The organism is Motilibacter peucedani (assembly GCF_003634695.1).
In the GTDB taxonomy this organism is placed as follows: Bacteria; Actinomycetota; Actinomycetes; order Motilibacterales; family Motilibacteraceae; genus Motilibacter; species Motilibacter peucedani.
Window position 1 is genome coordinate 267,412 of the sequence record NZ_RBWV01000009.1, and the last position, 25,207, is coordinate 292,618.

Annotated in this window: 23 protein-coding genes; 11 read left to right on the forward strand and 12 right to left on the reverse strand. The window is 72.6% G+C overall.

The window, feature by feature from the left end; genetic code table 11:
- Positions 1-56: 56 nt before the first annotated feature.
- Entirely contained in the window at positions 57-1,997 is a 1,941-nt protein-coding gene (locus CLV35_RS02830; RefSeq protein ID WP_121191886.1) for a glycosyltransferase, read from the forward strand.
- Positions 1,994-2,716: a hypothetical protein gene (locus tag CLV35_RS02835; RefSeq protein ID WP_121191887.1), complete on the forward strand. Its 723-nt coding sequence runs from the start codon at positions 1,994-1,996 to the stop codon at positions 2,714-2,716. The genes CLV35_RS02830 and CLV35_RS02835 overlap by 4 nt, the downstream gene beginning before the upstream one ends.
- A gap of 15 nt (positions 2,717-2,731) precedes the next feature.
- Here CLV35_RS02835 and CLV35_RS20720 read toward each other — a convergent pair whose 3' ends face one another.
- Positions 2,732-4,840, reverse strand: a complete 2,109-nt coding sequence (locus CLV35_RS20720) for a hypothetical protein (protein WP_269203875.1) — start codon at positions 4,838-4,840, stop codon at positions 2,732-2,734.
- Between the two features lie 147 nt (positions 4,841-4,987).
- Between CLV35_RS20720 and CLV35_RS19860 the strand changes: the two genes are divergently transcribed.
- Complete coding sequence (locus tag CLV35_RS19860; protein ID WP_183061629.1) at positions 4,988-5,944, forward strand: glycosyl transferase family 90; 957 nt, start codon at positions 4,988-4,990, stop codon at positions 5,942-5,944.
- A 12-nt stretch (positions 5,945-5,956) separates the two neighbouring features.
- Here CLV35_RS19860 and glf read toward each other — a convergent pair whose 3' ends face one another.
- The 4 genes from glf to CLV35_RS02865 form a co-directional block, all read right to left on the reverse strand.
- Complete coding sequence (gene glf / locus CLV35_RS02850; protein ID WP_121191889.1) at positions 5,957-7,099, reverse strand: UDP-galactopyranose mutase; 1,143 nt, start codon at positions 7,097-7,099, stop codon at positions 5,957-5,959.
- Positions 7,096-8,091: a UDP-glucuronic acid decarboxylase family protein gene (locus tag CLV35_RS02855; RefSeq protein ID WP_121191890.1), complete on the reverse strand. Its 996-nt coding sequence runs from the start codon at positions 8,089-8,091 to the stop codon at positions 7,096-7,098. Before CLV35_RS02855 ends, glf begins: the two co-directional genes overlap by 4 nt.
- Positions 8,092-8,194: 103 nt before the next feature.
- Entirely contained in the window at positions 8,195-9,043 is an 849-nt protein-coding gene (locus CLV35_RS02860) for a DUF707 domain-containing protein (protein WP_121191891.1), read from the reverse strand.
- A 101-nt stretch (positions 9,044-9,144) separates the two neighbouring features.
- Positions 9,145-10,023: a sigma-70 family RNA polymerase sigma factor gene (locus CLV35_RS02865; protein ID WP_121191892.1), complete on the reverse strand. Its 879-nt coding sequence runs from the start codon at positions 10,021-10,023 to the stop codon at positions 9,145-9,147.
- Between the two features lie 254 nt (positions 10,024-10,277).
- Between CLV35_RS02865 and flgN the strand changes: the two genes are divergently transcribed.
- The 5 genes from flgN to csrA all read left to right on the forward strand — a co-directional run bounded on the left by flgN (position 10,278) and on the right by csrA (position 13,882).
- Complete coding sequence (gene flgN, locus CLV35_RS02870) at positions 10,278-10,760, forward strand: flagellar export chaperone FlgN (protein WP_121191893.1); 483 nt, start codon at positions 10,278-10,280, stop codon at positions 10,758-10,760.
- 19 nt (positions 10,761-10,779) lie between these two features.
- Positions 10,780-12,210, forward strand: a complete 1,431-nt coding sequence (gene flgK, locus CLV35_RS02875; protein ID WP_121191894.1) for a flagellar hook-associated protein FlgK — start codon at positions 10,780-10,782, stop codon at positions 12,208-12,210.
- A 2-nt stretch (positions 12,211-12,212) separates the two neighbouring features.
- Complete coding sequence (gene flgL, locus CLV35_RS02880; RefSeq protein WP_121191895.1) at positions 12,213-13,106, forward strand: flagellar hook-associated protein FlgL; 894 nt, start codon at positions 12,213-12,215, stop codon at positions 13,104-13,106.
- Positions 13,107-13,149: 43 nt separating this feature from the next.
- A complete protein-coding gene (gene fliW / locus CLV35_RS02885) occupies positions 13,150-13,560 on the forward strand; it encodes a flagellar assembly protein FliW (protein WP_121191896.1) in 411 nt (136 codons plus the stop codon).
- A gap of 64 nt (positions 13,561-13,624) precedes the next feature.
- Positions 13,625-13,882, forward strand: a complete 258-nt coding sequence (gene csrA / locus CLV35_RS20725; protein WP_121191897.1) for a carbon storage regulator CsrA — start codon at positions 13,625-13,627, stop codon at positions 13,880-13,882.
- An 88-nt stretch (positions 13,883-13,970) separates the two neighbouring features.
- Here csrA and CLV35_RS02895 read toward each other — a convergent pair whose 3' ends face one another.
- The 7 genes from CLV35_RS02895 to CLV35_RS02925 are packed head-to-tail and all read right to left on the reverse strand — an operon-like array spanning position 13,971 to position 22,189.
- Complete coding sequence (locus CLV35_RS02895; protein ID WP_121191898.1) at positions 13,971-15,131, reverse strand: glycoside hydrolase family 53 protein; 1,161 nt, start codon at positions 15,129-15,131, stop codon at positions 13,971-13,973.
- Positions 15,132-15,160: 29 nt separating this feature from the next.
- Complete coding sequence (locus tag CLV35_RS02900; RefSeq protein ID WP_183061631.1) at positions 15,161-15,529, reverse strand: DeoR family transcriptional regulator; 369 nt, start codon at positions 15,527-15,529, stop codon at positions 15,161-15,163.
- Between the two features lie 2 nt (positions 15,530-15,531).
- Positions 15,532-17,526 (reverse strand): beta-galactosidase, encoded by a 1,995-nt coding sequence (locus CLV35_RS02905; protein WP_231121411.1) that lies wholly within the window; start codon positions 17,524-17,526, stop codon positions 15,532-15,534.
- On the reverse strand, positions 17,523-18,881 hold the full coding sequence (locus CLV35_RS02910; protein ID WP_121191900.1) for a GH1 family beta-glucosidase: 1,359 nt from the start codon (positions 18,879-18,881) through the stop codon (positions 17,523-17,525). Before CLV35_RS02910 ends, CLV35_RS02905 begins: the two co-directional genes overlap by 4 nt.
- Positions 18,882-18,935: 54 nt before the next feature.
- Positions 18,936-19,838, reverse strand: a complete 903-nt coding sequence (locus CLV35_RS02915) for a carbohydrate ABC transporter permease (RefSeq protein ID WP_121191901.1) — start codon at positions 19,836-19,838, stop codon at positions 18,936-18,938.
- Positions 19,835-20,785: a carbohydrate ABC transporter permease gene (locus tag CLV35_RS02920; RefSeq protein WP_121191902.1), complete on the reverse strand. Its 951-nt coding sequence runs from the start codon at positions 20,783-20,785 to the stop codon at positions 19,835-19,837. The genes CLV35_RS02915 and CLV35_RS02920 overlap by 4 nt, the downstream gene beginning before the upstream one ends.
- A 3-nt stretch (positions 20,786-20,788) precedes the next feature.
- The gene (locus CLV35_RS02925) at positions 20,789-22,189 is read right to left on the reverse strand and encodes an ABC transporter substrate-binding protein (protein ID WP_121191903.1); all 1,401 of its coding nucleotides are present in this window, start codon (positions 22,187-22,189) and stop codon (positions 20,789-20,791) included.
- 221 nt (positions 22,190-22,410) lie between these two features.
- Here CLV35_RS02925 and CLV35_RS02930 point away from each other — a divergent pair, with 221 nt between their 5' ends.
- From CLV35_RS02930 to CLV35_RS02940, 3 genes are all read left to right on the forward strand, one after another.
- A complete protein-coding gene (locus CLV35_RS02930) occupies positions 22,411-23,247 on the forward strand; it encodes a VOC family protein (RefSeq protein WP_183061633.1) in 837 nt (278 codons plus the stop codon).
- Complete coding sequence (locus CLV35_RS02935; protein WP_183061635.1) at positions 23,244-23,993, forward strand: SDR family NAD(P)-dependent oxidoreductase; 750 nt, start codon at positions 23,244-23,246, stop codon at positions 23,991-23,993. Before CLV35_RS02930 ends, CLV35_RS02935 begins: the two co-directional genes overlap by 4 nt.
- A 110-nt stretch (positions 23,994-24,103) precedes the next feature.
- On the forward strand, positions 24,104-25,159 hold the full coding sequence (locus CLV35_RS02940; RefSeq protein WP_121191906.1) for a LacI family DNA-binding transcriptional regulator: 1,056 nt from the start codon (positions 24,104-24,106) through the stop codon (positions 25,157-25,159).
- Positions 25,160-25,207: the final 48 nt, after the last annotated feature.

The window sequence follows — 25,207 nt, forward strand, 5'->3', positions numbered from 1 at the left end:
GGAGTTCGTGCCCGCGCAGTGCTCAAGCCCACACCCCGCCCGGTCGTTAGAGACGCATGGCCAAGAGCTCCCTCCTCACGGTGTGCGTCGTGCTGCCGCCGTCGCCGACCCCGTCCCCGGCGCTCCAGCAGGTCAAGCGCCACGCGAAGCGGCTGGCCCGCGGCCGCGTGCGCGTCCTGCTGGTCGAGCCGGTCGTCGACGCGGTCGCGGCCGCCGAGTGCCCCAGCGCCCCCGGCGTGTGGAGGGTGCCGCTGCCCTACGACTCGGGCGCGCTGCCGGCCTACGGCGACACGCTGTTCGAGACCGCGCTCGCCGAGCTGTTGCTGCGCGAGCAGGCCGACGTGGTGCACCTGCACTGGAGCGGCGCGACGACCGTCGTGCCGGCGGTCGAGCGCTGCTGGCTCGTCGGTGTGCCGGCGATCGTCTCGATCCACGACGACTGGGCGCCCGCGGCCGACGCACCTGCGCTCACGAGCCCCGTGCAGGTCGTGCGCCAGATGCTGACGATGGCCTCGCTGGTCTGCTCCCCCGACCCGGCCACGGCGCAGCGCGCGAGCGTCGCGAACTGGGCCCCGGACGTGCGCCACCTCTCGCACGCCAGCGGCAGCGCGCCGCGCTGGGAGGACGCCTACCGCGAGCTCGCCGCGCTCGACGAGGACCACTCGCGCGACCGCACGACCCTCAGCGCGGTCGTCACGACCTACCAGCGCAACGAGGAGCTCGCGGCCTGCCTCGACTCCCTCGTGGCGCAGACGCTGCCGCGCGAGCGCTTCGAGGTCGTCGTCATCGACGACTGCAGCGAGCCGAGCGCGGAGCCGGTCGTACGCGGCTACGAGGACCGCCTCGACGTGACCTACGTGCGCATGGAGCGCAACGTCGGCATCGGCGAGGCCCGCAACGCGGGCATCGACGCCAGCCGCAACGACGTCCTCGCGTTCCTCGACGACGACGACGTGCTCGCGCCGCGCTACCTCGAGGAGCTGCTCGCGACCTACGACGACGGCACGGGCGAGGTCGACGCCGTGCTGGCGTGGACCGGCGCCAGCCCGCGCGCGGCCGCTAGCCCCGCCGGCGTGATGGCCTTCCGCGGCGGGCTCTACATGAACTACACCTCGTTCCACGAGGGCCAGGACCTCGAGTGGGGCTTCTGGTGGGGCGGGCGCTGCAGCATCCGGCGCACCCGGCTCGGCGAGCACCGCTTCAACGTGCGCTTCTGCGAGGACACCGAGCTCGCCTACCGGATCACGCAGGACGAGACGCTCACCGTGCGCCACACCCGGCGCGCCGTGCAGCGCGTCGACCAGGGCCTCGAGCCGATGACCCTCGTGCGCCGCCACGGCCGGCTCGGCCAGGCGCAGGCCCAGCTGGCCGAGCTGCACCCGCAGCTGGTCGAGAACCACCCGTGGTTCCAGGACAGCACCCGGGTGCGCGCGCTGCAGTCCGGCCTGCCGCTGCGCCCGGCGATGAACGCGCGCATCGCTACCGACGTGACCGCGACGCTCGAGCTGCCGGCCCTGCGCGCCTGCGCGTCGGGTGCCACGAGCCTGCTCGACCTGGTGGGCCACAGCTACGGGATGCTCGGCTCGGTCGAGAACGGCCTCGGCTGGTTCGCCGCCCGTCGCGCCGCCCAGGCCCGCGCCGACGGCCGCCGCCTGCGGCTGGGCATCGACGTCGCCTCCCCCCTCCTGCCGGCGTTCCTCGACTGGGCGCGCACCGCTCCCGACGAGGCGTTCCCCGAGCTCGTCCTCGCGGTTCCCGGCCCGGGCGCCCGCGCGGCCTACGACACGGTGCGCGCGCTCGCCCAGGAGAAGGGCGGCACCGCGCGGCTGACGATGGAGCGCGGCGCGGCCTTCTGGGCCGGCGTCGACGCCGTGCTCGACCACCGCGCCCCCGAGGGCTGGACCATCGCCGACGGCCTCCCGCTGCCGCGCGGCCCCCTCGACGAGGCCCTGAACCGCCTGTTCCTGACCGACAGCCTGCTGGGGAGCTTCCGATGAGCACGTCTTCTGCGCTGCGCACCGCCATCGACGCCTTCCGCCACGTGCACCAGCACGGGGGCGCGGCGCCGCAGGGTCACCCGGCCCTGCGCCGCGAGCTCGAGCGCGTGGTCGCGACAGGTACGCAGCTGGTCGTCGTCCGCGCCCTCGACGGCGCGCTCTCGCCGACCGATGTCGCCGCCCCCGCGGGCAGCCCGCTGGCCGCCCTGGTGCTCGGCGAGCTCGAGCGCAGCGTCGCCTGGGCCGAGCGCGTCGACCCCGCCACCGTGGTGGAGCGCGCGCTGCAGACCGCCGCACTGCTGACGATGCCTGTTCCCGCCGAGGTCGTGGGCGGCAGCTTCTCGCCGCTGCCCTACGACCGGCTCTCGGTCGCCGTCCACGTCGACCCGCAGGACCCGGCGCGCACGAGCCTGCCGATCCGTACGCTGCTCGACCTGCTCGGCAGCGACCCGACCGCGACGGTGACCTTCGTGCTCGACGGTGCGCCCGAGGCGACCGAGGAGACGGCCGGCGAGGTCGTGTCGCTCGTCGGCCGGCTCGCGACCGGCTCGCTGGTCGCCGACCTGCTGGTCGTGGGCGACGAGGAGGAGCGTGCCGCTGCCGACCTCCGCGTCAGCGAGGCCAGTGACCCGGCTGCGGTCCGCGCCGCGCTCGAGGCGCGCGTGGCCGAGCGGCGCAGCCCCGTCGCGGCGTTCGCGCTGGCCGGGTTGCGCCCCTAGCGGCGTCGTCCAGCCTCACACCGCGTCGTCGGAGAGCCGCAGGACGTCGGGCTCTCCGCGCGCGGCGGTCAGCCGCCCGTCGACGACGTGGAGCTCGGCGACGTGCACCGACGAGCGCCGTGCCCGCGGCAGGTCACTGGCCGCGGTGTGCCGCTCGGGGTGGGTGAAGTAGACGACGTAGGCGCGGCTCCCGTCGACGACCAGATCGGCATGGTGGCCGGCGCCGACGTCGTCGGTGCCCGGGCGGCCGGTGGCCGGCTCGAGGATGCGTCCAGCCTCTTCCCACGACTCCAGGTCGTCGGACCGGTAGGCGAGCTGGCCCTTCCAGCCGTCGACGAGCAGCCACCAGGCGCCCTCGAAGAAGAAGACCTTCGGGCCCTCGTGGCCTCCCATGGTCTGCAGCACACGGCGGTGGCCGGACCACGACGACAGGTCAGCACTGTCCGAGGACCACGTCGTGCCACCGTCGGCCTCGTCCTTGTAGTACATGCGGTAGCCACCGCCGGGCAGCGCGACCACCGCAGCGTCGATCACCCGGTCGCTCGACAGCTCGAGCCGGCCCTGGTGCTCCCACGCCCACATGTCACTGCTCGTGTAGTGGTGGATGTGCCGTGCGTGGCCCTCCCACCGGTCGGGGACGCCACGCACGTAGGACACGAACATGTGGCAGGTGTCCCCCACCCACAGCAGCTCCGGTGCCCAGAAGGTGTTGCGGCCCGGCTCGTGCTCGAGGCCGGCGAGGGTGCCGCGGTAGGTCCACGACGCACCGCCGTCGGCTGAGATCGCCACGCCGAGGTCACTGCCGTGCACCCACTCGACTCCGGCAGTCGGCACCGACGCGCGGCGGGCGGTGTAGACGAGCCACCACGTACCTTCGGCACGGTTGCGGACGAGCACCGGGTCAGTGGCGCCGTCGAAGACGGGGTCACGGAACAACGGCGTCGGGCGGCCGACGGCCGCGGTGGAGGCCGACCGTCCCGCCGGCCCGAACTGCGCCACGAACTCGGCCGCCGGCCTGCGGAACCACTCGAGGCGCTCGCTGATGACCTCTTCGGTCCAGTCCCACCAGCGGATCTCGAGCATGGCGTCGATGACGCCCTGGTCGTAGCGGTAGCGCACGACCTGGGCAGGGTTGCCGGCGACGACGGCATAGGGAGGTACGTCGCGGCTGACGACCGCGCCCGCTCCCACGATCGCGCCGTCGCCGACCGTCACGGGGCCGACCACGACGGCCCCCTGCCCGATCCACACGTCGTTGCCGATGACCTGCGGCGCGCCGAGCTGGTCGGGCCGGGGCCACTCCGGCTCGACGTAGCCGAGCCGGTTGAGCGGGAAGGTCGTCGCGGTGCCCGGGCGGTGGACGCCGAAGAGGTTCAGCGTGGTCTCGACGCCGTCCGCGCCGACCACCCGGCCGTCCCGCGGGTGCGGGTTGAGCAGGCGCACCCCTTCGGCGATCGAGCAGTAGGCGCCGATGCGGATGCGCTGGGTCGAGACGTAGGCGACCGCCTTCGAGTCGCCGGCGAGGTAGGTGTGGGCGCCGACCGTCACCCAGCCCGCCGGGTCGAGGGGGCGGGGCGGCTGCACGACCGGCACACCGCGTACGACTGCACCCGGCACCACGACGCGCCGACCCGGCTCGAGCAGCAGCCACAGGTGGTGCCACACCTCGGGGGCCGCGTCGGGCCACGCCAGGCCGAGGCCCTGGAGCCCCCCGACACCCCGCAGGTAGGAGCTGCGGGCGAGGACGGCGGGCGCCGCCGACGTGCCCGGGAAGGCGACGACCGCCTCCGGGTGGGCCAGCAGCGCGCGCACCAGCTCGACGAGCGCGTCCGGCCGCGGGGCCGAGACGTCGGTGCACAGGTAGACGAGCTCGGCCGTGGTGGCGGCGACACCCCGGTCCCACGCGGTGGCGAGCCCCTCTCCCGGCGCCACGTCGACGACCGCCCCCTCCACCGAGCGCAGCAGCGGCTCGGTCTCCGGGTCGGGGCCGACGGCGACCAGGCGCGCGTCGACCTCGACGCCGAGCGCGTCCTCGACGGCGTTGGCGGCCTCGACCGTCGCCCAGACCGCGCTGGCGGTGGCCGGCGGCGTCTGGTCGGCGAGCAGGACGACGGTGAGCTTCACGCGGGCGGCCTCTCGTCGACAGCGGGCAGCTCGGCGCCGGTGCCGCCGCCGGGGAGCCACAGCATAGGACGCACAGCGCGTAGCGAGCCGGTGACGGGCGGGCTACGCTGCTGCGACCTCGACGTCGCCCAGCGGAGGAGCGTTGCCGTGAAGGTCCACCTCGCCGAGGACCTGCCCTCGTTCTACGAGCACCTCGTCCTGTGGAAAGCGGCCGACGGGCTCAACGCCCTCGACCTCGGCGCCTTCGAGCGCCGCAACCCCTCGGTGCTCTCGCTGGTCGAGCAGGCCGACGCGGAGTCGCCCCTGCCGGAGTTCGGCCCGGTGCTGCTCGGCACCGGGGACCAGCCGACGTGCACCGACGGCTCGTGGGCGGCCTACGCGTTCTCCACCGCCGACGGGTTCTCCGACCTCCCGGTGCCCGACTTCGTCTTCGACCGCTGGCTGGAGGCCGGTATCGGCGACTACGAGGAGGTGGCGGCCGCGATGGCCGCCGCGGGCGACGCGCCCGCCGCGGCCGGGGTCGTCGGGTGGATCGGCAACTGCCACACGGCACCGGTGCGCTGGGAGCTCCACGCCCTGGCCGAGCAGCACCCCGACGCGCTCGACGTGCGCCACGCCGGCTGGGTGCCCGACGAGGACGGCGTCCTGCACCGCGACGGCGTGCCGCCGATGAGCCTGCCCGAGCAGGTCGCAGCCTGGGGCGCCTTGCTCGACGTGGAGGGCCGCGGCTGGAGCGCCCGGCTCAAGCTGCTGCTGCACAGCGGGCGTCCGGTGCTGGTGCAGGAGCGGCCCTGGCGGGAGTGGTGGTTCGACGAGCTGCGACCCATGGAGAACTGCATCCCGGTCGGGCGCGACCTCGGCGACGTCCTCGAGCGCGCCCAGTGGGTCGTCGAGAACCCCGAGGAGGCCGCCGCGATCGGCCGCGCCGGCCAGCAGCTCGCCCGGGAACGGCTGACGCGGCCGGCGGCCCTGGCCACCTGGCGCGAGGTGCTCGCCGGCGCCGACGCCCGGCGCACCGCAGCAGGGCTGCCGTGGGCTCCGGCCGAGGCCCGCGAGGCCCTCGACCCGATGCTGATGATGCTGGGCGCCGACGTCCCCAGCTAGGACCGCGCGGGGCTACGCGGCCTCGGGCAGCGCCGTGCCGGCGACCAGCGAGGGCACCAGCTGGAGGGCGCGGCCGACCGCCTGGTGCATGTCGTAGTAGCGGTAGTCGCCGAGCCGGCCGGCGAAGTAGACCTTCGGCTCGAGCTCGCGGCACGCGGCCTGGTAGACCTTGTGCAGCGCGCGGCTCTCGTCGTCGTGCACCGGGTAGAACGGCTCGTTCACGCCGGGCACGTGCGTCTCGGAGTACTCCACGCCGAGCGTCGTGCGCAGCGTCGCGCGCGGCGAGAAGTGCGCGTGCTCCGTGATGCGCGTCCACGGCTCGGTGCCCGGGTAGTTGACCTGGGCGACCGGCTGCACGCGTCGCTCGTCACGGGTCTGCAGGTCGAAGCGCAGGCTGCGGTAGGGCAGGTGCCCGTGCTCGTGGGCGAAGTAGGAGTCGACCGGTCCGGTCCACAGCGCGCGGGCGCGCGGGTTGGCGGCGATGGCGGCGTGGCCGTCCTCGCCGAGGGCGACCGTGACGCCGTCGACGTCGGCCATGCGCGCGGCCATGGCGGTGTAGCCGTCGAGAGGTATGGCTTGGTACTCGTCACGGAAGTAGCGGTCGTCGTAGGACAGAACCACGGGCACCCGGCCCATGACGCCGCGGTCGAGCTCCTCGACCGGGCGGCCCCACTGCTTGGCGGAGTAGCCACGGAAGACCACGTCGAGCACGTGCTCGCCGAACTCGGCGATCTGCGGGTCGGTGTCCTCGAGCAGGCGCAGGACGGGTACGCGGCTGCCCGGCACGTGCCGCGCCAGCAGTGCCGCCTTCAGCGACTCGGCGCGCGCGGGGAGCAGCGCCTCGAGGGTGGTGAAGTTGTAGGGCACCGGGAGCAGCTTGCCTTCGATGCTCGCGAGGACGCGGTGCTCGTAGGGCATCCACTCGGTGAAGCGCGAGAGGTAGTCCCACACGGGCTTGGACCCGGTGTGGAAGGCGTGCGGCCCGTACTTGTGCACCAGTACGCCGTTGTCGTCGACCTCGTCGTAGATGTTGCCGCCGATGTGCGTGCGCTGGTCCACGACGAGCACGCGCGCGCCCTGGCCGTTGGCCAGCTGCTCGGCGACGGTCAGGCCGGTCAGCCCGGCTCCGACGACGACCCAGTCGTAGGCGGTCATCGGGCCACGCCCGCGAGGAGCTCGGGGTGGCCGGCGAAGTAGCCGATGGTGGCGGACAGGCCCTCGAGGTAGCCGACCCGCGGCTCCCAGCCCAGCTGCTCCCGCGCGACCGTGATGTCGGGACGGCGCAGCGACGGGTCGTCCTGCGGGCGCGGGACGTAGGTGATCGGCGAGCTGGAGCCGACGAGGTCGCGGATGGTCTCGGCGAGCGAGAGCATCGACACCTCGTGCGGGTTGCCGATGTTGACGGGGCCGGAGAGGTCGGAGTGCAGCAGGCGCACGATGCCCTCGACCAGGTCGTCGACGAAGATGATCGAGCGGGTCTGCGAGCCGTCGCCGGCGACGGTGATGGGCTCGCCCGACAGGGCCTGCGTCGCGAACGCCGGGATCGCGCGGCCGTCGTTCGGGCGCATGCGCGGACCGTGGGTGTTGAAGATCCGCACGATCTTCGCGTCGAGCCCGTGGGTGCGGCGGTAGGCCATGGTCAGCGCCTCGCCGAAGCGCTTCGCCTCGTCGTAGACGCTGCGCGGGCCGACCGGGTTGACGTTGCCCCAGTAGGACTCGGGCTGCGGGTGCACCAGCGGGTCGCCGTAGCTCTCGGAGGTCGAGGCCAGCAGGAAGCGGGCGCCCTTCGCCTTGGCCAGGCCGAGGGAGTTGAGCGTGCCGAGGGAGCCGACCTTCATCGTCTCGATGGGGTGGCGCAGGTAGTCGACGGGCGAGGCCGGCGAGGCGAAGTGCAGGACGACGTCGACCGGGCCCGGCACGTCGACGTAGGCCGACACGTCGCAGGTCCGGAGCTCGAAGCCGTCGACTCCGCGCAGGTGCTCGACGTTGCGCGCGTGCCCGGTGAGGAAGCTGTCGAGCGCGAGCACCTCGTAGCCGTCGGCCAGCAGCCGCGTGCACAGGTGCGAGCCGAGGAACCCCGAGCCGCCGGTGACGACGGCGCGCCCCCTGCGCGGAGGGGTGGTGCCTGGGGTGTCGCTGACGCTCATGGTCGCTCCTGCGCGGTTCTGAGGACGAGGACGGATGCCCGGTGCTTCGTCGCGAGCGGCCGGCGACCTTAGGCCGGACGGGTGACGAGCTGAGGACGACCGGTCAGACGCGTACGCCGGCCGCCTCGAGCAGCGTGTTGACCGTCGGCGCGAGGTAGACGTACTGCTCCGCGGCGGACTGCAGGACGCGCGGCGAGCTGCCGCCCAGCAGCGCGTTGGCGAGCTCGAGCGCGTCGAGCAGCCGGCCGCTCGGGTCGAGCGCGCCGAGGACGCGGTGCTGCAGCGGCCAGGAGACGCCGTACTCCGCGGCGAGCTCGACGGCCTCCTCCTCGGGCGACTTGGTCAGCGTGCCGTAGAGCGTGCCGCCGCCGACCGGGCGCGTGTGCCGCACCGGGGTGGCGTCGAGGATGCCGACCTCGAGGCCCGCGGCGGCGAGCATGGTGGGCCAGATGGTGTCGAGGCCCCAGCCCGACACGCTGCGGCCGAACGACGGCAGGCAGGCCTGCAGCCCGGCCCGCGAGAACACCGGGCCCATGACCTCGACGAAGCTGGTCCAGCGCATCGCGAGGCCGGCCACCTGGAGCGTGATGCCGTGGCTGAAGTAGGAGTCACCGGTGAGGGCGGGCTGCGCCGCGCCCAGGCCGAGCGCGGTGGTCAGCTCGAGCATGTCGCTCACCGTGTCGCCGGTGGCGTAGAGGTCGTCGTCGGGCAGCCACACGGCCTCGTACTCGCGCACGAGGGCGGCGTTGTCCTGCAGCCACTCCCCGACCGGCGCGAACTTCGGGCCCTTGCGCTCGAGGTAGACGTCGGCGTCCTCCCGCCACAGCCCCGGCGTGGAGCCGTAGTAGTCGACCACCAGGTCGAAGTTGCGCCGCCCCCGCAGCCACTCGCGGTGCAGGGAGCGGTCGCCGGCCCGGACGACCACGAGGTAGGGGCGCGTGGGAGATGCCATGGCGGAGGTGTCGGCGGGTGCCGGGGACGACTGAAGCCCTGGCGCGCACGCGCCAGGGCTCCAGGTCGGGACGCTCCGGGTCGGGAGCAGGAGGGGTGGGGTCAGGCGGACGCCACCCGTGCGTACGCGGTGCTCGCGTAGGAGGGCACCTGCGCCGAGAGGCGGGTGCGGTAGTCGCCGCGGGCGGCGACCTCGGCGAAGTACGCCTCGCGGCGGCGCGCGGCGCAGCCGTTCGGGCGCTCGTGCTGGGTCACGAGCGAGGGCTCGAGCTGGGCGTTGAGGCCGTCCTTGAGCAGGGCGAGCGCCTCGGCGCGCATCTGGGAGACGCGCGACTCGCTGACGCCGAGCTCGGTGGCGATCTCGAGCATGGGGCGCTCCTCGAAGAAGTAGCGCAGGACGACCGTCTTGAGCCGGTCGGGGAGCACCTCGACGGCGTCGTAGAGGTAGCCGACCTTCTCGCGGTGCAGCACGACCTCGTCGGGGGCCGGCTCGTGCACGGCGACGACCTCGTCGAGGCTGCCGGAGTCGGAGAAGCCCTGGAGGCTCAGCACGACCGCGCGCTGCACGTCCTCCTCGACCGCGCCGATCTCCTCGGGCGCCACGCCCAGGTGGTCGGCGACCTCCTGCAGCGTCGGCGTGCGGCCGAGCAGCGCGGTGAGCTGCTCCTCGGCGACGTCGCGCTTGCGGGCCCGGGACCGCACCGAGCGGCTCGCCCAGTCGTAGCTGCGCAGCTCGTCGATCAGCGCGCCGCGGATGCGGGTGCTGGCGAAGCGGCCGAACGGCACGCCGCGCGAGTCGTCGTAGGAGCGGGCGGCCTGCGCCAGGGCGGCGAGGCCGGCCGAGGTGAGCTCGTCGCGGCTCACGTGTGCGGGGAGCCGGCCGATGAGCTCGTTGACGAGGTAGCCCACGAGCGGCAGGTTCTCCCGGCAGAGCTCGTCCTCGCGGCGGGTGGAGGATCGAGGCTGCGTCAGTGCGGTCATGGCCGGTGGTTCGGGTCGACCCCCGAGACCTCTTGAGGGATCCGCAGCCAACCCAACCCGGTCGGGTCAATCCCGGGCGCTGGAGCCACGAACGGGTGACCACAGGTGGGCCATGCGGGTGCTGCCCCGGGCTAGGCCGTCAGATACCTCGGCCCGAGCCCTCAGGTCGGTCGCCGCCCCGCCGATGCACCGTGCATGAAGGGTCGCAGACCGACGAGCTCGACGGGCCGCCCGTGCGGTCGAGGAGTGACCAGATGAGCCTTGCCGCGGTGTCCAGCACCCTGTGGCGCGAGCGTGAGCTGCTCGAGCTGCTGCTGTTCAAGCTCGAGGAGGAGCAGCTCGTGCTCGCCTCCGCGCGCTCGCGCTGGCTCGCCCGCGCGACCAAGGAGGTCGAGATGGTCCTCGAAGAGGTCCGCCGGGCCGAACTGCTGCGCGCCGTCCAGGTCGACGCCGCGGCTGCCGAGCTGGGCCTGCCCGCCGGCCCGAGCCTGCGCGAGCTGGCCGAGGCCTCCGAGGAGCCGTGGCGCTCGCTGCTGCTGGAGCACCGCCAGGCGTTCCTCACCGCGACCGCCGAGATCCAGGCGATGGCCGAGTCGAACCGCGAGCTGCTCGCGACCGGCTTCCGCGCCACCCGCGAGGCGCTCCTGTCGCTCGGTGACAACGCCGAGACCTACACCGCAGCCGGTGCGCCGGTGACCGTGGGCCGCTACAGCCGGCTCTTCAACGAAGCCGTCTAGGACGAGGGAGGAGGGCACGATGGGCAGCACCTTCGGCGGCATCAACACCGCCTACACCGGACTCGTGGCGCAGCGCCGTGCCCTCGAGGTCACCGGCCAGAACGTCGCCAACGCCAACACCCCTGGCTACAGCCGCCAGCGCGTGACCATGCAGTCGCAGGGCGCCGGCGTGCAGCCGGCGGTCTACTCGCGCTACGAGGGCGCCGGCGACGGCGTCGCCGTCACCGGCGTGGAGCGCATCACCGACGGCTTCCAGGTCGCCCGCCAGCAGGTCGAGCACGGCAACTACTCCGCGGCCGACACCCACGCGGCGACCCTCAAGGACATCGAGGGGACCTTCGCCGAGCCGTCGGAGAACGGCATCCAGGAGTCCATGCAGGACCTCTACAACGCCTTCGCCGCCGTCGGCGAGTCGGCCGACCCCTCCGCGTCGGGCCCGCGCGCGACGCTGCTGCAGGCGGCGCAGGGCGTCACCGACAAGCTGCACGACGCCTCGACCAACCTCGACCAGCAGTGGTCGACGATGCGCACCACGCTCGACAACAGCGTCGCCGAGATCAACACGACCACGCAGACCATCGCCGACCTGAACCTGGCGATCAAGCGCAACACCCAGGCCGGCGTGCCGGCCAACGAGCTCGCCGACCGTCGCGACCAGCTGGTGCTCAAGCTCAGCGACTCGATCGGCGCCGTGGGGCGCCCCGGGGAGGACGGCGTCGTCGACGTGCTCGTCGGCGGCTCCCCGCTCGTCTCGGGCGTCAGCGCGTCCGCGCTCTCGGTGAAGGGGAACACCAACCCCAACCAGCTGCCGCCGGACCCGCCGCGCGTCACCTGGGGCATGGACGGCACGTCGCTCTCGGTCACCACCGGCACGGTCGGCGGTCTGTTGACCGGCATGAACAAGACCATCCCGTCCTACAAGTCCTCGCTGGACTCCGTGGCAGCGAGCCTCGCCTCGACGGTCAACGCGATCCACCGCACCGGCTACGACACCGACCCGACGGGCGACCCCGCGACGGGCGGCGAGGGACGCGACTTCTTCGGCCCTGCCGACGGCACGACCACCACCCCGGTCACCGCCGCCAACATCACCGTGCGCATCACCGACCCGGCCAAGATCGCGGCCAGCGCCACGCCGGGCGGCAACAAGGACGGCTCGGTCATGTCGCTGATCGCCAACGCGAGCGACGCGGCCGACGGCCCGATGGCGTCGTACAAGTCGCTGATCGGGAACCTCGGGGTCGAGTCGCAGACGGCGCAGACCCGGCTGACGACGCGCAAGGACGTGGCGACCAAGGCCGACGAGGCGGTGGGGAGCACCTCGGGCGTCGACACCGACGAGGAGCTCACGAACCTGCTGGGCTTCCAGCGCGCCTACGAGTCGGCGGCCAAGATCCTGAGCACGCTCGACAGCTCGATCGAGACGATCATCAACATGGTGAGAGGCTGACGATGACCGGCATCAGCAGGGTGACCTACACCTCGCTCGCAGCGTCCTCGCTGCGTGGCATCCAGGGCAACCTCGAGCGCTACAGCCAGAGCCAGGCGCGGCTCTCGAGCGGCACGACGATCTCGAAGCCGTCCGACAACCCGACCGGCACCGTCAACTCGATGACGTTCCGGGCGGACATCGCCAAGAACAAGCAGTACTCCGCCAACGGCGACGACGGCGGCGCGTGGCTGGCCCGCACGGACAGCGCGCTGCAGGACGTCGACGACCAGCTCAACACGGTCAAGAACCTCGCGCTGCAGGGTCGGTCGACCGGCAACTCGGACGCGACGGCCCGCAACGCGCTCGCCGCCCAGGTCGACCAGCTGCGCAACGGGCTCATCGACAGCGCCAACGCGACCTACCTCGGCCGGCCGGTGTTCGGCGGCACGACCACGGGCACGATCGCCTTCGACCCGACCACCGGCGCCTACGTCGGTGACACCGGCTCGGTCAACCGCACCGTCGGCAAGGGCGACTCCGTGCGGGTCGACACGCCCGGCGAGACGACCTTCGGCAGCGGGCCCGACCAGCTGTTCAAGGTCATCGACGACATCAGCACGCACCTCAAGAGCGACCCCACCTCGCTCGACGCCGACCTCGCCCGGCTCGACAAGGTCATCAACGGGGTGCGCCAGGCGCAGTCCGACGTCGGCGCCCGCACCAACCGGGTCGAGGCGCTGCAGACGACGGCCAAGGCGCGCATCGACGCCAGCAGCAAGGCGCAGGGCGAGATCGAGGGCGTGGACATCCCCGCCGAGACGATCAACCTGAGCATGCAGCAGGTGTCCTACCAGGCCGCGCTCAGCACCGCCAGCAAGGTGCTGCAGCTCTCCCTCAACAACTTCCTCCGGTGAGTCGCAGGTGACGAGCGCCCTGTCCACGCGGCACGATGTCCCCATGACCTCCGTTCCCACGCTCGAGGCGAGCACCGAGCCGGTCCTGCGCTTCGAGACGGGCCTGCCCGGCTTCCCCGACGCGCGCGAGTTCCTGCTCGTGCGCCTCGACGACGCGGGCACGGTCTTCTCGCTGCGCTCGGCCGAGGACGCCGGGCTGCGCTTCCTCGCGGTGCCGCCGGCGACGTTCTTCCCCGACTACTCCCCCGAGATCCCCGACGACGCGGTCGACGAGCTCGACCTGCGTGACGCCTCCGAGGCGCTGGTCCTGCTGCTGGTGACCTGCCAGACCGGGCTCGCCGACGCCACCGCCAACCTGATGGCGCCGGTGGTCGTCAACTCGCGCACGCACGCCGCCGCCCAGGTCGTGCTGGCCGGATCCGACCTCCCGCTCCGCGCGCCGCTGCAGTCCTGAGGCACCGTTCCCTAGACTCGGGACCCGACGGGCACCACCTGCCCGCGACCACCGAGGAGGGCCCGTGCTCGTCCTGAGCCGCCGCGCCGGCGAGAGCGTCGTCATCGGTCACGACGTGACCATCACCGTGCTCGAGGTCCGTGGCGACCTCGTCCGCATCGGGATCGACGCCCCGCGCAGCGTGCAGGTCCACCGCGAGGAGGTCTACAAGGAGCTCCAGGAGGCCAACCGCGTCGCGGCCCAGGCCCCCGAGGACGCCGTCGCCGCCCTCACCGCCCAGCTGACCGGCCGGGCCGCCCCGCCTCCCGCAGACGCGCGATGACCATGAGGAAGTCAGCAGCGACACGCGCGTGTCGTGCTGACTTCCCCATGATCATCACGGGTGGGGGGCGTGGAGGGGGCGGAGCGGGCTACGACGCGTCGGGCTTGCGGTAGGCGTAGACCGAGGGCAGGGCGTGGCCGGTGAAGTCGAACTGCGTCATGTTGTCGTTCGAGGCCTCCGCCCCGGGCTGCCAGCCCACGCCGGGCACCCACTCGGGCTCCCAGTCGAAGAAGCCGAGGCCCATCCCGTCCGGCACCTGAAGCAGCACCCGGCGCAGCGCCTCGAAGAAGCCGGCCTGGCCGAGCTCGGTCGCGGGGTACTGGTCGCCGTCGGGCAGCACGGTGCCCGGCCCGACGATGTTGCCCTTGCCGTCACCGTCGGCGTAGGTCCAGGGGTACGCCGTCTCCACCACGACGACCGGCTTGTGGTAGCGCGCCACCGAGTCGTCCAGGTTCGCCTGCAGCTGCGCGAGCGAGCCGTGCCAGATCGGGTAGTACGACTGGCCGATGACGTCGAACGGCACCTTCGCGGCCGTGACGTGGTCGAAGAACCACTGCGTACCGCCCAGATCACCGCCACGGTCGATGTGGATCATCACCTTCATCTCGTGGTGGCGCGGGTTGCCCTCCTTCGCGCCGGTGACACCCGCCTTCAGCAGGTCGGTGAACGCGGCCCAGTGGTCACCGCCCCCGGGCGGGTAGAGCTGACCCGTGGGCCACAGCATGCCGCCGGTGATCTCGTTGCCGACCTGGATCATGTCGACCGGCGTGTGCTGGTTGGCGAAGTCCTGCACCAGAGAGCGGGTGTAGGCGCGCACCGTGTCCTTCAGCGCCGGCAGCGCGGTGGGCCAGCCCGCCGGGATCGGCTGCTTGCTCGGGTCGGCCCAGAAGTCGGAGTAGTGCGGGTCGAGCAGGATCTTCATGCCGGCCTTCTTGGCCCGCTTGGCCAGGGCCAGCGCCCGGGTCTCGTCGGTGTAGCCCGCCGGCGGGTCCACCCACACGCGGATGCGCATGTAGTCGGCGCCGTGCTTCTCGAGGATGCGCTCGGCCGGCTTGGCCTTGCCGTTGACGTCGCGGAACGTGACGCCGGCCTCCTCGAGCTGGGGCAGGAACGAGAGGTCCGCGCCGCGGATGCTCAGCGCTCCGGTCTCGTGGTTGCGCGCCTGCGCGGGCGCCGCGACGGTGCCGAGCACCAGCGCGGCGAGCGGGACGGCCGTCAGCAGCCGTCGCGCCGTTCGGGACAGGGTCATGGGTGCTTCCTCTCTGAAGCGGTGGGGGGTCAGTCGGTGCAGAGATGGGCGTAGGTCTCGGCGATGCGCGTGTGGAGCTGCGCGCCCGCCGTCTCACCCCTGCGCAGGCAGTCGCCCGCCAGGCGCAGGTGCTCGAGGGCCAGCGGGCGCAGGTCGCGCCCGTCGGCCGAGGGGGACGGGGTACGAGTGGGGCTGAGCGCCCCGCCGTGCACCCGCACGGCGCCGTGCTGCGTGCAGAGCACCTGCAGGTCGCGCGCCGCTGTCGGGTAGGAGACGCCGGTCAGGTCTTGGACGTCGCCGACGCTGAGCGCGCCGCGCTCGGCCAGGACCTGCAGCAGATGGGCGCGGCGCTCGTGCGGGAGCGCGTCCCGCGCGGGCGGCCGCCGCAGCTGCGTCACGCTCATGGTCGCGGGCGCCGGAGGACGGCGACCTCGCCGGCGGGCAGCTCGAACGGAGCGCCGTGCTCGGCGCCCGTGAGCAGGTCGACACCGTGGTCGGGCACGGTCGCGGGCGAACCCGCGTGGTTGATCAGGAAGACGTAGTCGTGGCGGTCGTCGCGCCGCACGACCCGCTCGAGGTCGACCGGGAGGTCTGGCGTGGTCACGCCCGCCTGCTCGAGGACTCGCCCGACGACGTCGTGGAGACCTGCGGCATCCGGGTAGCAGGAGAGGTACCACGCCGTACCAGCGCCGTAGGTGTGGCAGGTGAGCGCCGGTGCACCGGCGTCGGGACCGTCGATGAAGCGTACGACCGCCTCCGCACCCGAGGTGTGCACCGCCTCGGACCACACGGCGGCGGTGGTGCCGTCGTCGAGCGAGACCTGCGCACCGTGCGCCAGCGGGTGGAACTCGTCGACCCAGACGCCGAGCACGTCGCGCAGCTGACCGGGGTAAGGCCCCTCCGGCACGATGTCGAGCTCGTCGACCATCCCGGAGAAGAACCAGACGAGCAGCGTGCCGCCACCGCTCACGTAGTCGCGGGCGACGTCACGGCCGCGGTCGCTGAGCAGGTAGAGGCTCGGCGCGACCACCACGGGGTAGCGCGACCAGTCGCCCTCGGGTGCGACGAAGTCGGCGGTGAGGTGGTGGTCCCAGACCGCGGTGAACAGCTCGCGCACACGCTCGACGTGGTCGACGTCGATCGAGGGCTTGAACTCGAACTCGCCGGCCCACCAGTTCTCCCAGTCCCACACGACCGCGACGTCCGGCACCACCCCGCTGCCGGCCACCTCGACCAGCGACTGCAGGTCGGAGCTCAGCCGGGTCAGCTCCGCCCACACGCGCGACCGCGTCCCGGAGTGCGGCAGCATCGCCGAGTGGAACTTCTCCGCCCCCGCCCGTGAAGCCCGCCACTGGAAGAAGAGCACGCCGTCGGCGCCGTGGGCCACGTGCGCCAGGCTGTTGCGCCGCAGCTCACCGGGGGCCTTGGCGAGGTTGCGGTCCTGCCAGTTGACCGACGAGGTGGAGTGCTCCATGAGCAGCCACGGCCGACCGCCTCCCAGCGACCGGGTGATGCCGGCCGACATGGACAGGTCCACCTGGCTGCGCGGGTGCTCGGCGATCAGGTAGTGGTCGTTGGCGACGACGTCGAGGTGCGGGCTCCACGGCCAGTAGTCGGTGTGGATGCAGTTGTTGGCCATCAGGTTGGTGGTGACCGGCACCTCGGGCGTGACCGACAGCAGCTCCTCGCGCTCGTTGAGGTAGCAGGCGAGGTACTCCTGCGAGGAGAAGCGCCGGAAGTCCAGCTGCTGCGCCGGGTTGACGGGCATGGGCGCCGGCACGGGCGCCGTGACCTCCGCCCAGTCGTGGTAGCGCTGCCCCCACACCGCCGTCTGCCAGGCCTCGTTGAGCCCGTCGAGGTCGCCGTAGCGGTCGGCCAGCCAGCTGCGGAACGCGGCGACGCTGGCCGGGCAGTAGCACGGGCCGACGTGCGCGCCGAGCTCGTTGTTGACGTGCCAGAGCGCCAGCGGCTCGTAGTCGCGGTAGCGCCGGGCCAGCGCGCCGGCGACCTCGCGCGCCAGTCGCCGGTAGTCCGGCGAGCTGGGGCAGAACGCCTCGCGCGCGCCGATGCCGAGGACCTGGCCGGTCGCGGTGACCGGCCGGCTCTGCGGGTACGCGGTGGCGAGCCACGCGGGCGGCGCGGCGGTCGGAGTGGCCAGCACGACCCGCAGCCCGGCCGACGCCACCAGGTCGAGGATCCGGTCGGTCTGCCCGAAGTCGAAGACGCCCTCGGCCGGCTGCAGCAGGGCCCACGAGAACACGCCCAGCGTGACGACCGAGACGCCGGCCTCCTTCATGAGCAGCAGGTCGTCCTGCCACACGCTCTCGGGCCACTGCTCGGGGTTGTAGTCGCCGCCGAACCCCATCGCGGGCAGCTTCGTCGGCCAGCCGGTCACGCCTCCTCCACGGCGTTGGCCCGGGCCACGGAACCGAAGAAGGCCGCGCTGTCCTTGGGAGTGCGCCGCAGGGTGTCGTAGTCGACGCGCACGATGCCGAACCGCTTGGCGAACCCCTCGGCCCACTCGAAGTTGTCGAGCAGCGTCCACACGAAGTAGCCGCGGACGTCGACGCCCTCCTCCACGGCCTGGTGCAGCGCGGCGAGGTGGCCGCGCAGGTAGTCGAGCCGCTGCTGGTCGTGGACCGCGCCGTCGGGCGACACCTCGTCGTCGAAGGCGGCACCGTTCTCGGTGATGAAGACGGGTGGCAGGCTCGGGTGGTCCTTGGCCAGGCCGACGAGCAGCTCGCGCAGGCCGTCGGGCTCCACCGGCCAGTCGACCGCGGTGACCGGTACGCCGTCGGGCAGCACGGTGGCCGCCTCCAGTCGTCCCTCGCCCGGCGAGTGCCGGACGAAGATGCGCCGGTAGTAGTTGACGCCGAGGAAGTCGACGGGCGCGCCGGCGAGCTCCAGGTCGCCGTCCTGCACGAAGTCGAACGCCGCCGGGCCGCCCAGGTCGTCGACCACGTCGGCCGGGTAGCGGCCGTAGAGCACGGGGTCGAGGAACAGCCGGTGCGAGTCGCCGTCGAGCCGCCGGGCGGCGGCGACATCCGCGGGGGCGTCGGTCACCGGCACGACCGGCGAGAGGTCGAGGGTGATGCCGGCCGTGTGGTCGCGGCCGGGCGCTGCGCGCAGCACCTCCATGCCGAGGCCGTGCGCGAGCAGCAGGTGGTGCGTGGCGCGCATGCGCTGCCCGAGGTCGTCGATGCCGGGCGCGTGGATGCCGGAGCCGTAGCCTGCGTGGCTGGCGACCTTCGGCTCGTTGAGCGTGGTCCAGTGCGACACCCGGTCGCCGAGGGCGCTCTCGACGAGCGCCGCGTACTCGGCGAAGCGGTACGCGGTGTCGCGCGCCGCCCAGCCGCCGACGTCCTGGAGCGCCTGCGGGAGGTCCCAGTGGTAGAGCGTCACCCAGGGCGTGATGCCCTCGGCGAGCAGCGCGTCGACGAGCCGGCTGTAGTGGTCGAGGCCCTTGGGGTTGGCCGGGCCGGTGCCTGTCGCCTGGATGCGGGGCCAGGCCACCGAGAAGCGGTAGGCGCCCAGGCCGAGCCCGGCCATGAGGGCGATGTCCTCGGGGTAGCGGTGGTACTGGTCGCAGGCCACCTCACCGGTGTCGCCGTTGGCGATGGCGCCGGGTGTGGCGCAGAAGGTGTCCCAGATGGAGGGGCCGCGGCCGTCTTCGGTGACGGCGCCTTCCACCTGGTAGGACGCGGTGGCCGCGCCCCAGACGAATCCGTGCGGGAACTGGCGGGAGGTCATGCCGGGTCGGTCTCCTCGAGGGTGGGAGCGGGTCGGTGGCGGGTGCGCAGGGGCTCAGCCCTTGACGCCGCCGGAGACGAGGTCCAGGCGCCAGTACTTCTGCAGGAACAGGAACAGCGCGATGAGCGGGATGATGGAGAGCAGCGCGCCCATGACGGTCAAGCTGTAGAGCGCCGGCTGGCTGGCGCCCTGGTTGAGCATCGAGTAGAGCCCGACGGTCAGCGGGAAGCGGTCGTCGTTCGAGATCATGATGAAGGGCAGCAGGAAGTTGTTCCAGATGGCGACGAACTGCAGCAGCAGCAGCGTCACCATGCCGGGCAGCATCGGAGGCATGCCCACCGACCAGGCGAGGCGGTACTCCCCCGCCCCGTCGATGCGGCCGGCCTCGAGCATGTCGTCGGGGATGACCGCCGCGGCGTAGATGCGGGCGAGGTAGATGCCGTAGGGGCTGATGATGCTGGGCAGCAGGACCGCCCAGTAGGTGTTGACGAGCCCGATCTTCGACATCAGGAGGTACTGCGGGATCGCCAGCGCGACCTGCGGCACCAGCACCCCGGCGAGGATGCACCGGAAGATCGTCTCCCGGCCGAAGAACCGGAACTTCGCCAGCGCGTAGCCGGCCAGCGTCGACACCAGCACGGAGACGACCGAGCCGACCCCTGCGTAGAGCAAGCTGTTGAGCGCCCACTTGTAGAACTGCCCGTCGTTGAAGTCGAGCAGGTGGCGCAGGTTGTAGGTGAACCCGCCGTGGAAGCTGGGCCTGAAGGAGAAGGTCGTGAAGAACTCGTCGGGGTTCTTCGTCGACGCCACCAGCACCCACAGCACGGGAAGCAGGCAGTAGAGCGCGCCGAGGAGCAGGACGGCGGTCGGCACGACCTTGGCGCGCGGGCGGAGGCCGGAGTGCGTACGCGGTGACGCCTCCTGCCGGCGCGCCGGCTTCGTGAGGGTGGTGCTCATCGGTCCTCCCCGAACGCGCGCCGCTGCAGCGTGCCGAGCACGGCGAGCGAGAGCACGAGCGTCGCCGCGGCGAGGACCACCGAGGCCGCGGCTGCCGTGTAGACGTCGTTGTTGACGAAGGCGTCGCGGTAGATGGTCATGAGGGGCACCCAGGTGCTGGAGATGGCGGACGTCAGCGGCACGAGCGTCTGCGGCTCGTTGAAGACCTGCAGCGTCGAGATCAACGAGAAGATCGCGGTCATGATGACGGCAGGCAGCACGAGCGGGACCTTGATGCGCCAGGCGATCTGCAGCTCGTTGCAGCCATCGATGCGGGCCGCCTCCTGCAGCTCGGCCGGCAGGCCGCGCAACGAGGTGTAGATGATGATCATGTTGAAGCCGATGCCACCCCAGACCGCGATGTTGACGACGGAGTAGAGGACTGAGTGCGGCCCGAGGAAGCTCGGCACGGGCAGCCCGAGGGTGTCCGCCGCCTCGCGGATCGGGCTGACGCCGGGCAGGTAGATGAAGCCCCACAGCAGGGTGGCGATGACGCCGGGCACCGCGTAGGGCAGGAAGATCGCGATGCGGCTGAACCTGCCGAACCGGATCACCGGTGAGTCGAGCAGCAGGGCGAACAGCAGCGCGAAGCCCAGCATGATCGGCACGACGAGGAAGCCGTAGCCGAGCAGACGGAGCACCGAGTGCAAGTAGGCCGAGTCGCTGACGGCCGAGACGTAGTTGTCGAAGCCGACGAACTTCTCGGTACGCACCCCGAAGCCCGTCGAGTCGACGCGCGAGGCCCGCAGGCTCAGCCAGAGGGTGTAGCAGATGGGGACGACCAGGAAGACGGCGAACAGCGCCAGGGCGGGCGCGAGGAACACCAGCGGCGTGCTCCGCGCCCGCACCCGTCGTCGGCCCTGCCTGGGAGTCGAGACGGCCGCGACCGTGCTCTCCTTCAGGCTCATGCCCTAGGCCCCGGCGACCTTGAAGCCCTGCTTCTCGAGGTCGGCCACGGCGGCCGCCTGCAGGGAGTCGCACGCCGCGGCGAAGTCGGACTTCGACTGGATCGCCTTGGCGAAGATGTCGCTGTAGGAGCTGTAGGTCACGTTGACGTTGGGCGCCCACGTGAAGCCCTTGGCGGTGGCGGCGATCGCCTTGGCGTCGGCGTAGAAGCTCGGCTGGTTCGGCATCATCGCGGGTGCCTTCTCCAGGGCCGGCACGCTCTGGCCGGCCGAGGCCGCCGGGTAGATGCCGCCGAACTCGACGAAGGCCTGCAGCGCCTCGGGGTCGGTGTTGAGCCACTTGACGAACTTCTCCGCCTGCGGCTTCTGCTTCGACTTGGCCCAGATGGCCGTCGCCGACCCGCCCCAGAAGCCGGTGACCTTCGCCCCCGCGTCCCACTGCGGCAGCGCCGTCATCTTCCACTTGCCCTTGGTGCTGGGCGCGACGCCCTCGAGGACGCCGGCGCCCCACACCGCGCTCGGCCACGCCAGCAGCGTGCCGTCGCTCATGGCCTTGTTCCACTCGGGGGTGTACATCGGCTTGCCGGACAGGACGCCCTTGTTGACGAGGTCGCCCCAGAACTTCGCCACCTTCTTGGTGGGCTCGTCGTTGATCGACACCTTCCAGGTGCCGCCGTCGTTGGTCCACCAGCTGGCGCCCGCCTGCTCCGCGAGTCCCGCGAACCAGCCCGGGTCGCCTGAGGAGAACGTGGCGAGGTAGCGCTTGGGGTCCTTGGCGCGCACCTGCTCCGCGACGCTGGCGAACTCGTCCCAGGTGGTCGGGACGGTCAGGCCCATCTCCTGGAAGAGGTCCTCGCGGTAGTAGAGCATCATCGGGCCGACGTCCTGCGGGATGCCGTAGGCCTTGCCGCCGAACGACGTGAGGGCCCACGTGCCGTCGGGGAACGCGCTCTTGACCTGGCCGGCGAGCGAGCTGAGGTCGGCCGCGACGCCGTTGGTCACGAGCACCGGCAGCGCTTGGTACTCCGCGTGGATGAGGTCGGGGGCGTTGCCTGCCCGTGACGCGGTGATGATCTTGGTGAGGAGCTCCTCGCCCTGCGCCTGGCGGCTGACCTTGACCTGCTGGGTCGGGTTCTTCTTGTTCCAGATGTCGACGACCTTCTCGATGTTGGTCGTCCACGTCCAGAAGGTCAGCGTGGCCGCGGCGTCGGCGTCGCCCGCGCTGCCTGCAGCCGCGGCGGTGGAGGACGCACTGCCACCGCCCGAGCTGCCGCCGCACGCCGCGAGCAGCGCCGAGGCGGAGGCGGCTGCCCCGGCTCCGGCCAGTCCCTTGAGGAACCCGCGCCGCCCGAGGACCGGAGCGTCGAGCGCTGCACCTGCGCGTGGGCCGAACGGGGATGAAACCATGGACGAGCCTCCTGGACCGCGATGTCGAGTGTGCTGGGAGCGGTCACACACTCCGTCGCGACGCCAGGGGTTGTCAAGAGGTCGATGCTGGCCGTGACCTATCTGTGACCGCTCCCGGTCAGCCGTCGCGTTCCGTCCGCGACGCGTGCCCTCTCCCGTTGTCAAGCAGCGTGTGCCATTCTCGGGAGCGTTCCCACACGTCTCCGCTCTGGAGCTGCCCCGTGCCCTCTCTCGTACGACCCCCCGCCCAGCCGCTGCGTACGGTTCGGCTCGGCTGCGCCGACCTCGACCGTTCGCTCGACTTCTACACACAGGCACTGGGGTTCTCCGAGGTCGCGCGCCCGTCGCCGGGGACGCGTGCCGTCACAGACGGCGCCACGACCCTCGAGCTGGTCCACGTCAGCGGCGGCTCGCTCGGCGGCTGGCGCAACGACGACCTCCAGGGCGGCATCCGCCACGTGGGCCTCAAGGTGCCTGACGTGGATGACCGCATCTCCGCCCTCGCGGCCCGCGGCACCACCGTGCTGTCACCGCCCGCCGACGTGCTGGGCGACGTACGCATCGCCTTCTTCCTCGACCCCGACGGCGCGCGGCTCGAGTTCGTGCAGGGCTCCCTCACCTACCAGTCCGTCGCGTCGCCGGAGCTCGCCGCCGCCGAGCGGGCCGCGGAGCCGTCGTCCGGTGCGCCGGCGCGGGTCGACCACGTGGCCGTCACGGTGCCCGACCTCGACCAGGCCCTGCGGTTCTACTGCGACGGGCTCGGCTGGCAGGAGATCGGCCGCATCCGCCACGAGGGCGACGAGCGCGGCTTCCTCATGACCTACCTGCAGGCGGGCCCCACCGTGCTGGAGGTCTTCAGCTTCGACGTGCCCACCGCTCCGCCGCCCGCCCGGCCGGACCCGGCCCTGCTCGGCATCCAGGGCGGCGTCATCGACGAACTCCCGGAGCGCCAGCTCGAGGTCCTCACGGAGCTCGGCGCCCGACGAGTGGACAGCAGTGGTACGACTGTGGTCGTGGCACCCGACGGACTGCCGCTCGAGATCGGAGCAGGGTCGTGAGCAGGGTCCTGGTCACCGGCTCGACCGACGGCATCGGTGCCGCCGTCTCGACCCGGCTCGAGGCGGAGGGGCACACGGTGCTGCGGCACGCCCGCAGCGCGGAGCGGGCCCGGGAGGCCGGGGTGCCGGACGCGCTCGTCGGCGACCTGATGTCGCTGGAGTCGACGGCGGCGCTCGGACGCAGCGTGCGCGAGGCGGCCCTCGATGCCGTCGTGCACAACGCCGGCTGGGCCAGCCCGCACGACGTCCGCGAGACGACGGTCGACGGCGTCGAGCGCACCTTCGCCGTGCACGTGCTCGCTCCCTACGTCCTCAGCGCGGTCGCCGGCGTCCCCGCGCGGTGGGTCTACGTCAGCAGCGACTCGATCCGCGGCGCGTCGGTCGACCTCGACGACCTGCAGCTGGAGCGGGGCTGGACCTCGGCCACCGCGTACTCCAGCAGCAAGCTGGCCGGGACCGCACTGACGTTCGCGCTGGCCCGCCGCGTACCGGGCGCGCTCGTCAACGCCGTGCACCCGGGCTGGGTGCGCACGAAGATGAGCGGCGACGTCGCGCCGCTCAGCGTCGAGCAGGGGGCCGACACGCCCGCCTGGCTGGCGGTCTCCGACGACCCCGAGGCACTCACCACCGGCCGGCTCTTCCAGGACCGCGCCGTCGTGCGGCTCAACGACGCGGTCGACGACGAGGCGCTGCAGGAGCGGGTCGTCGAGACCTGCGAGCGGCTCAGCGGGCTGCGGCTGGCGTGAGCAGAGGCCGGGGGGCCGACGACGCCGGGGCGATACCATCGCCGCGGTCGTCGCACGGTGCCGGTCGACCGGCTCCACGGGAGGTGCAGGTGGCGGGGGACGGTGCGGCTGTGCCCACGTCTGAAGGCGCCCACCCCAAGTCCCGCACCGCGGCGCGTCGGGCGCAGCGCCGCGCACCCACCATCGACGACGTCGCCCTGGCCGCAGGCGTCTCCCGCGGGACCGTCTCCCGAGTGCTCAACGGCGGGCACTACGTCAGCCCGGCCTCGCTGACCGCTGTGACCCGCGCGATGCGGGAGACCGGCTACGTCGTCAACCAGAGCGCCCGCACGCTGGTGACCGGGCGCGCGAGCGCGGTCGCCTTCGTCCTGCCCGAGCCGCAGGAGCGGCTGTTCGAGGACCCCAACTTCAGCGTGCTGCTGCGCACCTGCACCCGTGCGCTGGCCGAACGCGACTACAGCCTCGTGCTCATGCTGGCCGAGAGCGCCGAGGCGCACGAACGGGTCATGCGCTACGTGCGCAGCGGCCACGTCGACGGGGTGCTGCTCATCTCGACCCATGCCGGCGACCCGTTCCTCGAGCAGCTCGACCGGGGCGGCGTGGCGGCGGTGGCCTGCGGCAAGCCGCTCGGGCACGAGGGCGGGCTGCCCTACGTCGCGGCCGACGACCGCGAGGGGGCGCGCCAGATGACGCGCTACCTGCTCGAGCAGGGGCGCACGCGCGTCGCGACGATCACCGGGCCGCTCGACACGCCGGGCGGGCGCGAGCGGCTCGAGGGCTACCGCGACGTGCTCGGGCGCCGGGCGCTCAAGCGCCGGATCGCCTCGGCCACCGACTTCAGCATCGAGGCGGGCGACGCGGCGATGACCGACCTGCTCGCGCGCAGCCCCGACCTCGACGCGGTGTTCGTGGCCTCCGACCTGCTGGCGGCCGGGGCGCTGCAGGCGCTGCGCCGCGCGGGGCGCTCCGTGCCCGACGAGGTCGCGGTGGGCGGCTTCGACGACTCGCGGCTGGCCGAGTCGACGCAGCCGGCCCTCACGACGGTGCGCCAGCCGCTCGAGCGGGTCGCCACCGAGATGGTCGACGTGCTGCTCCAGCTGATCGCCGGCGAGCCGGTGGCCTCGCGCATCCTGCCGACCGAGCTCGTACGCCGCGGCTCCGCCTGACGGGGCCCAGCCCTGCCCCCAGCACGTTTGGCACGATGTGACTCCTTG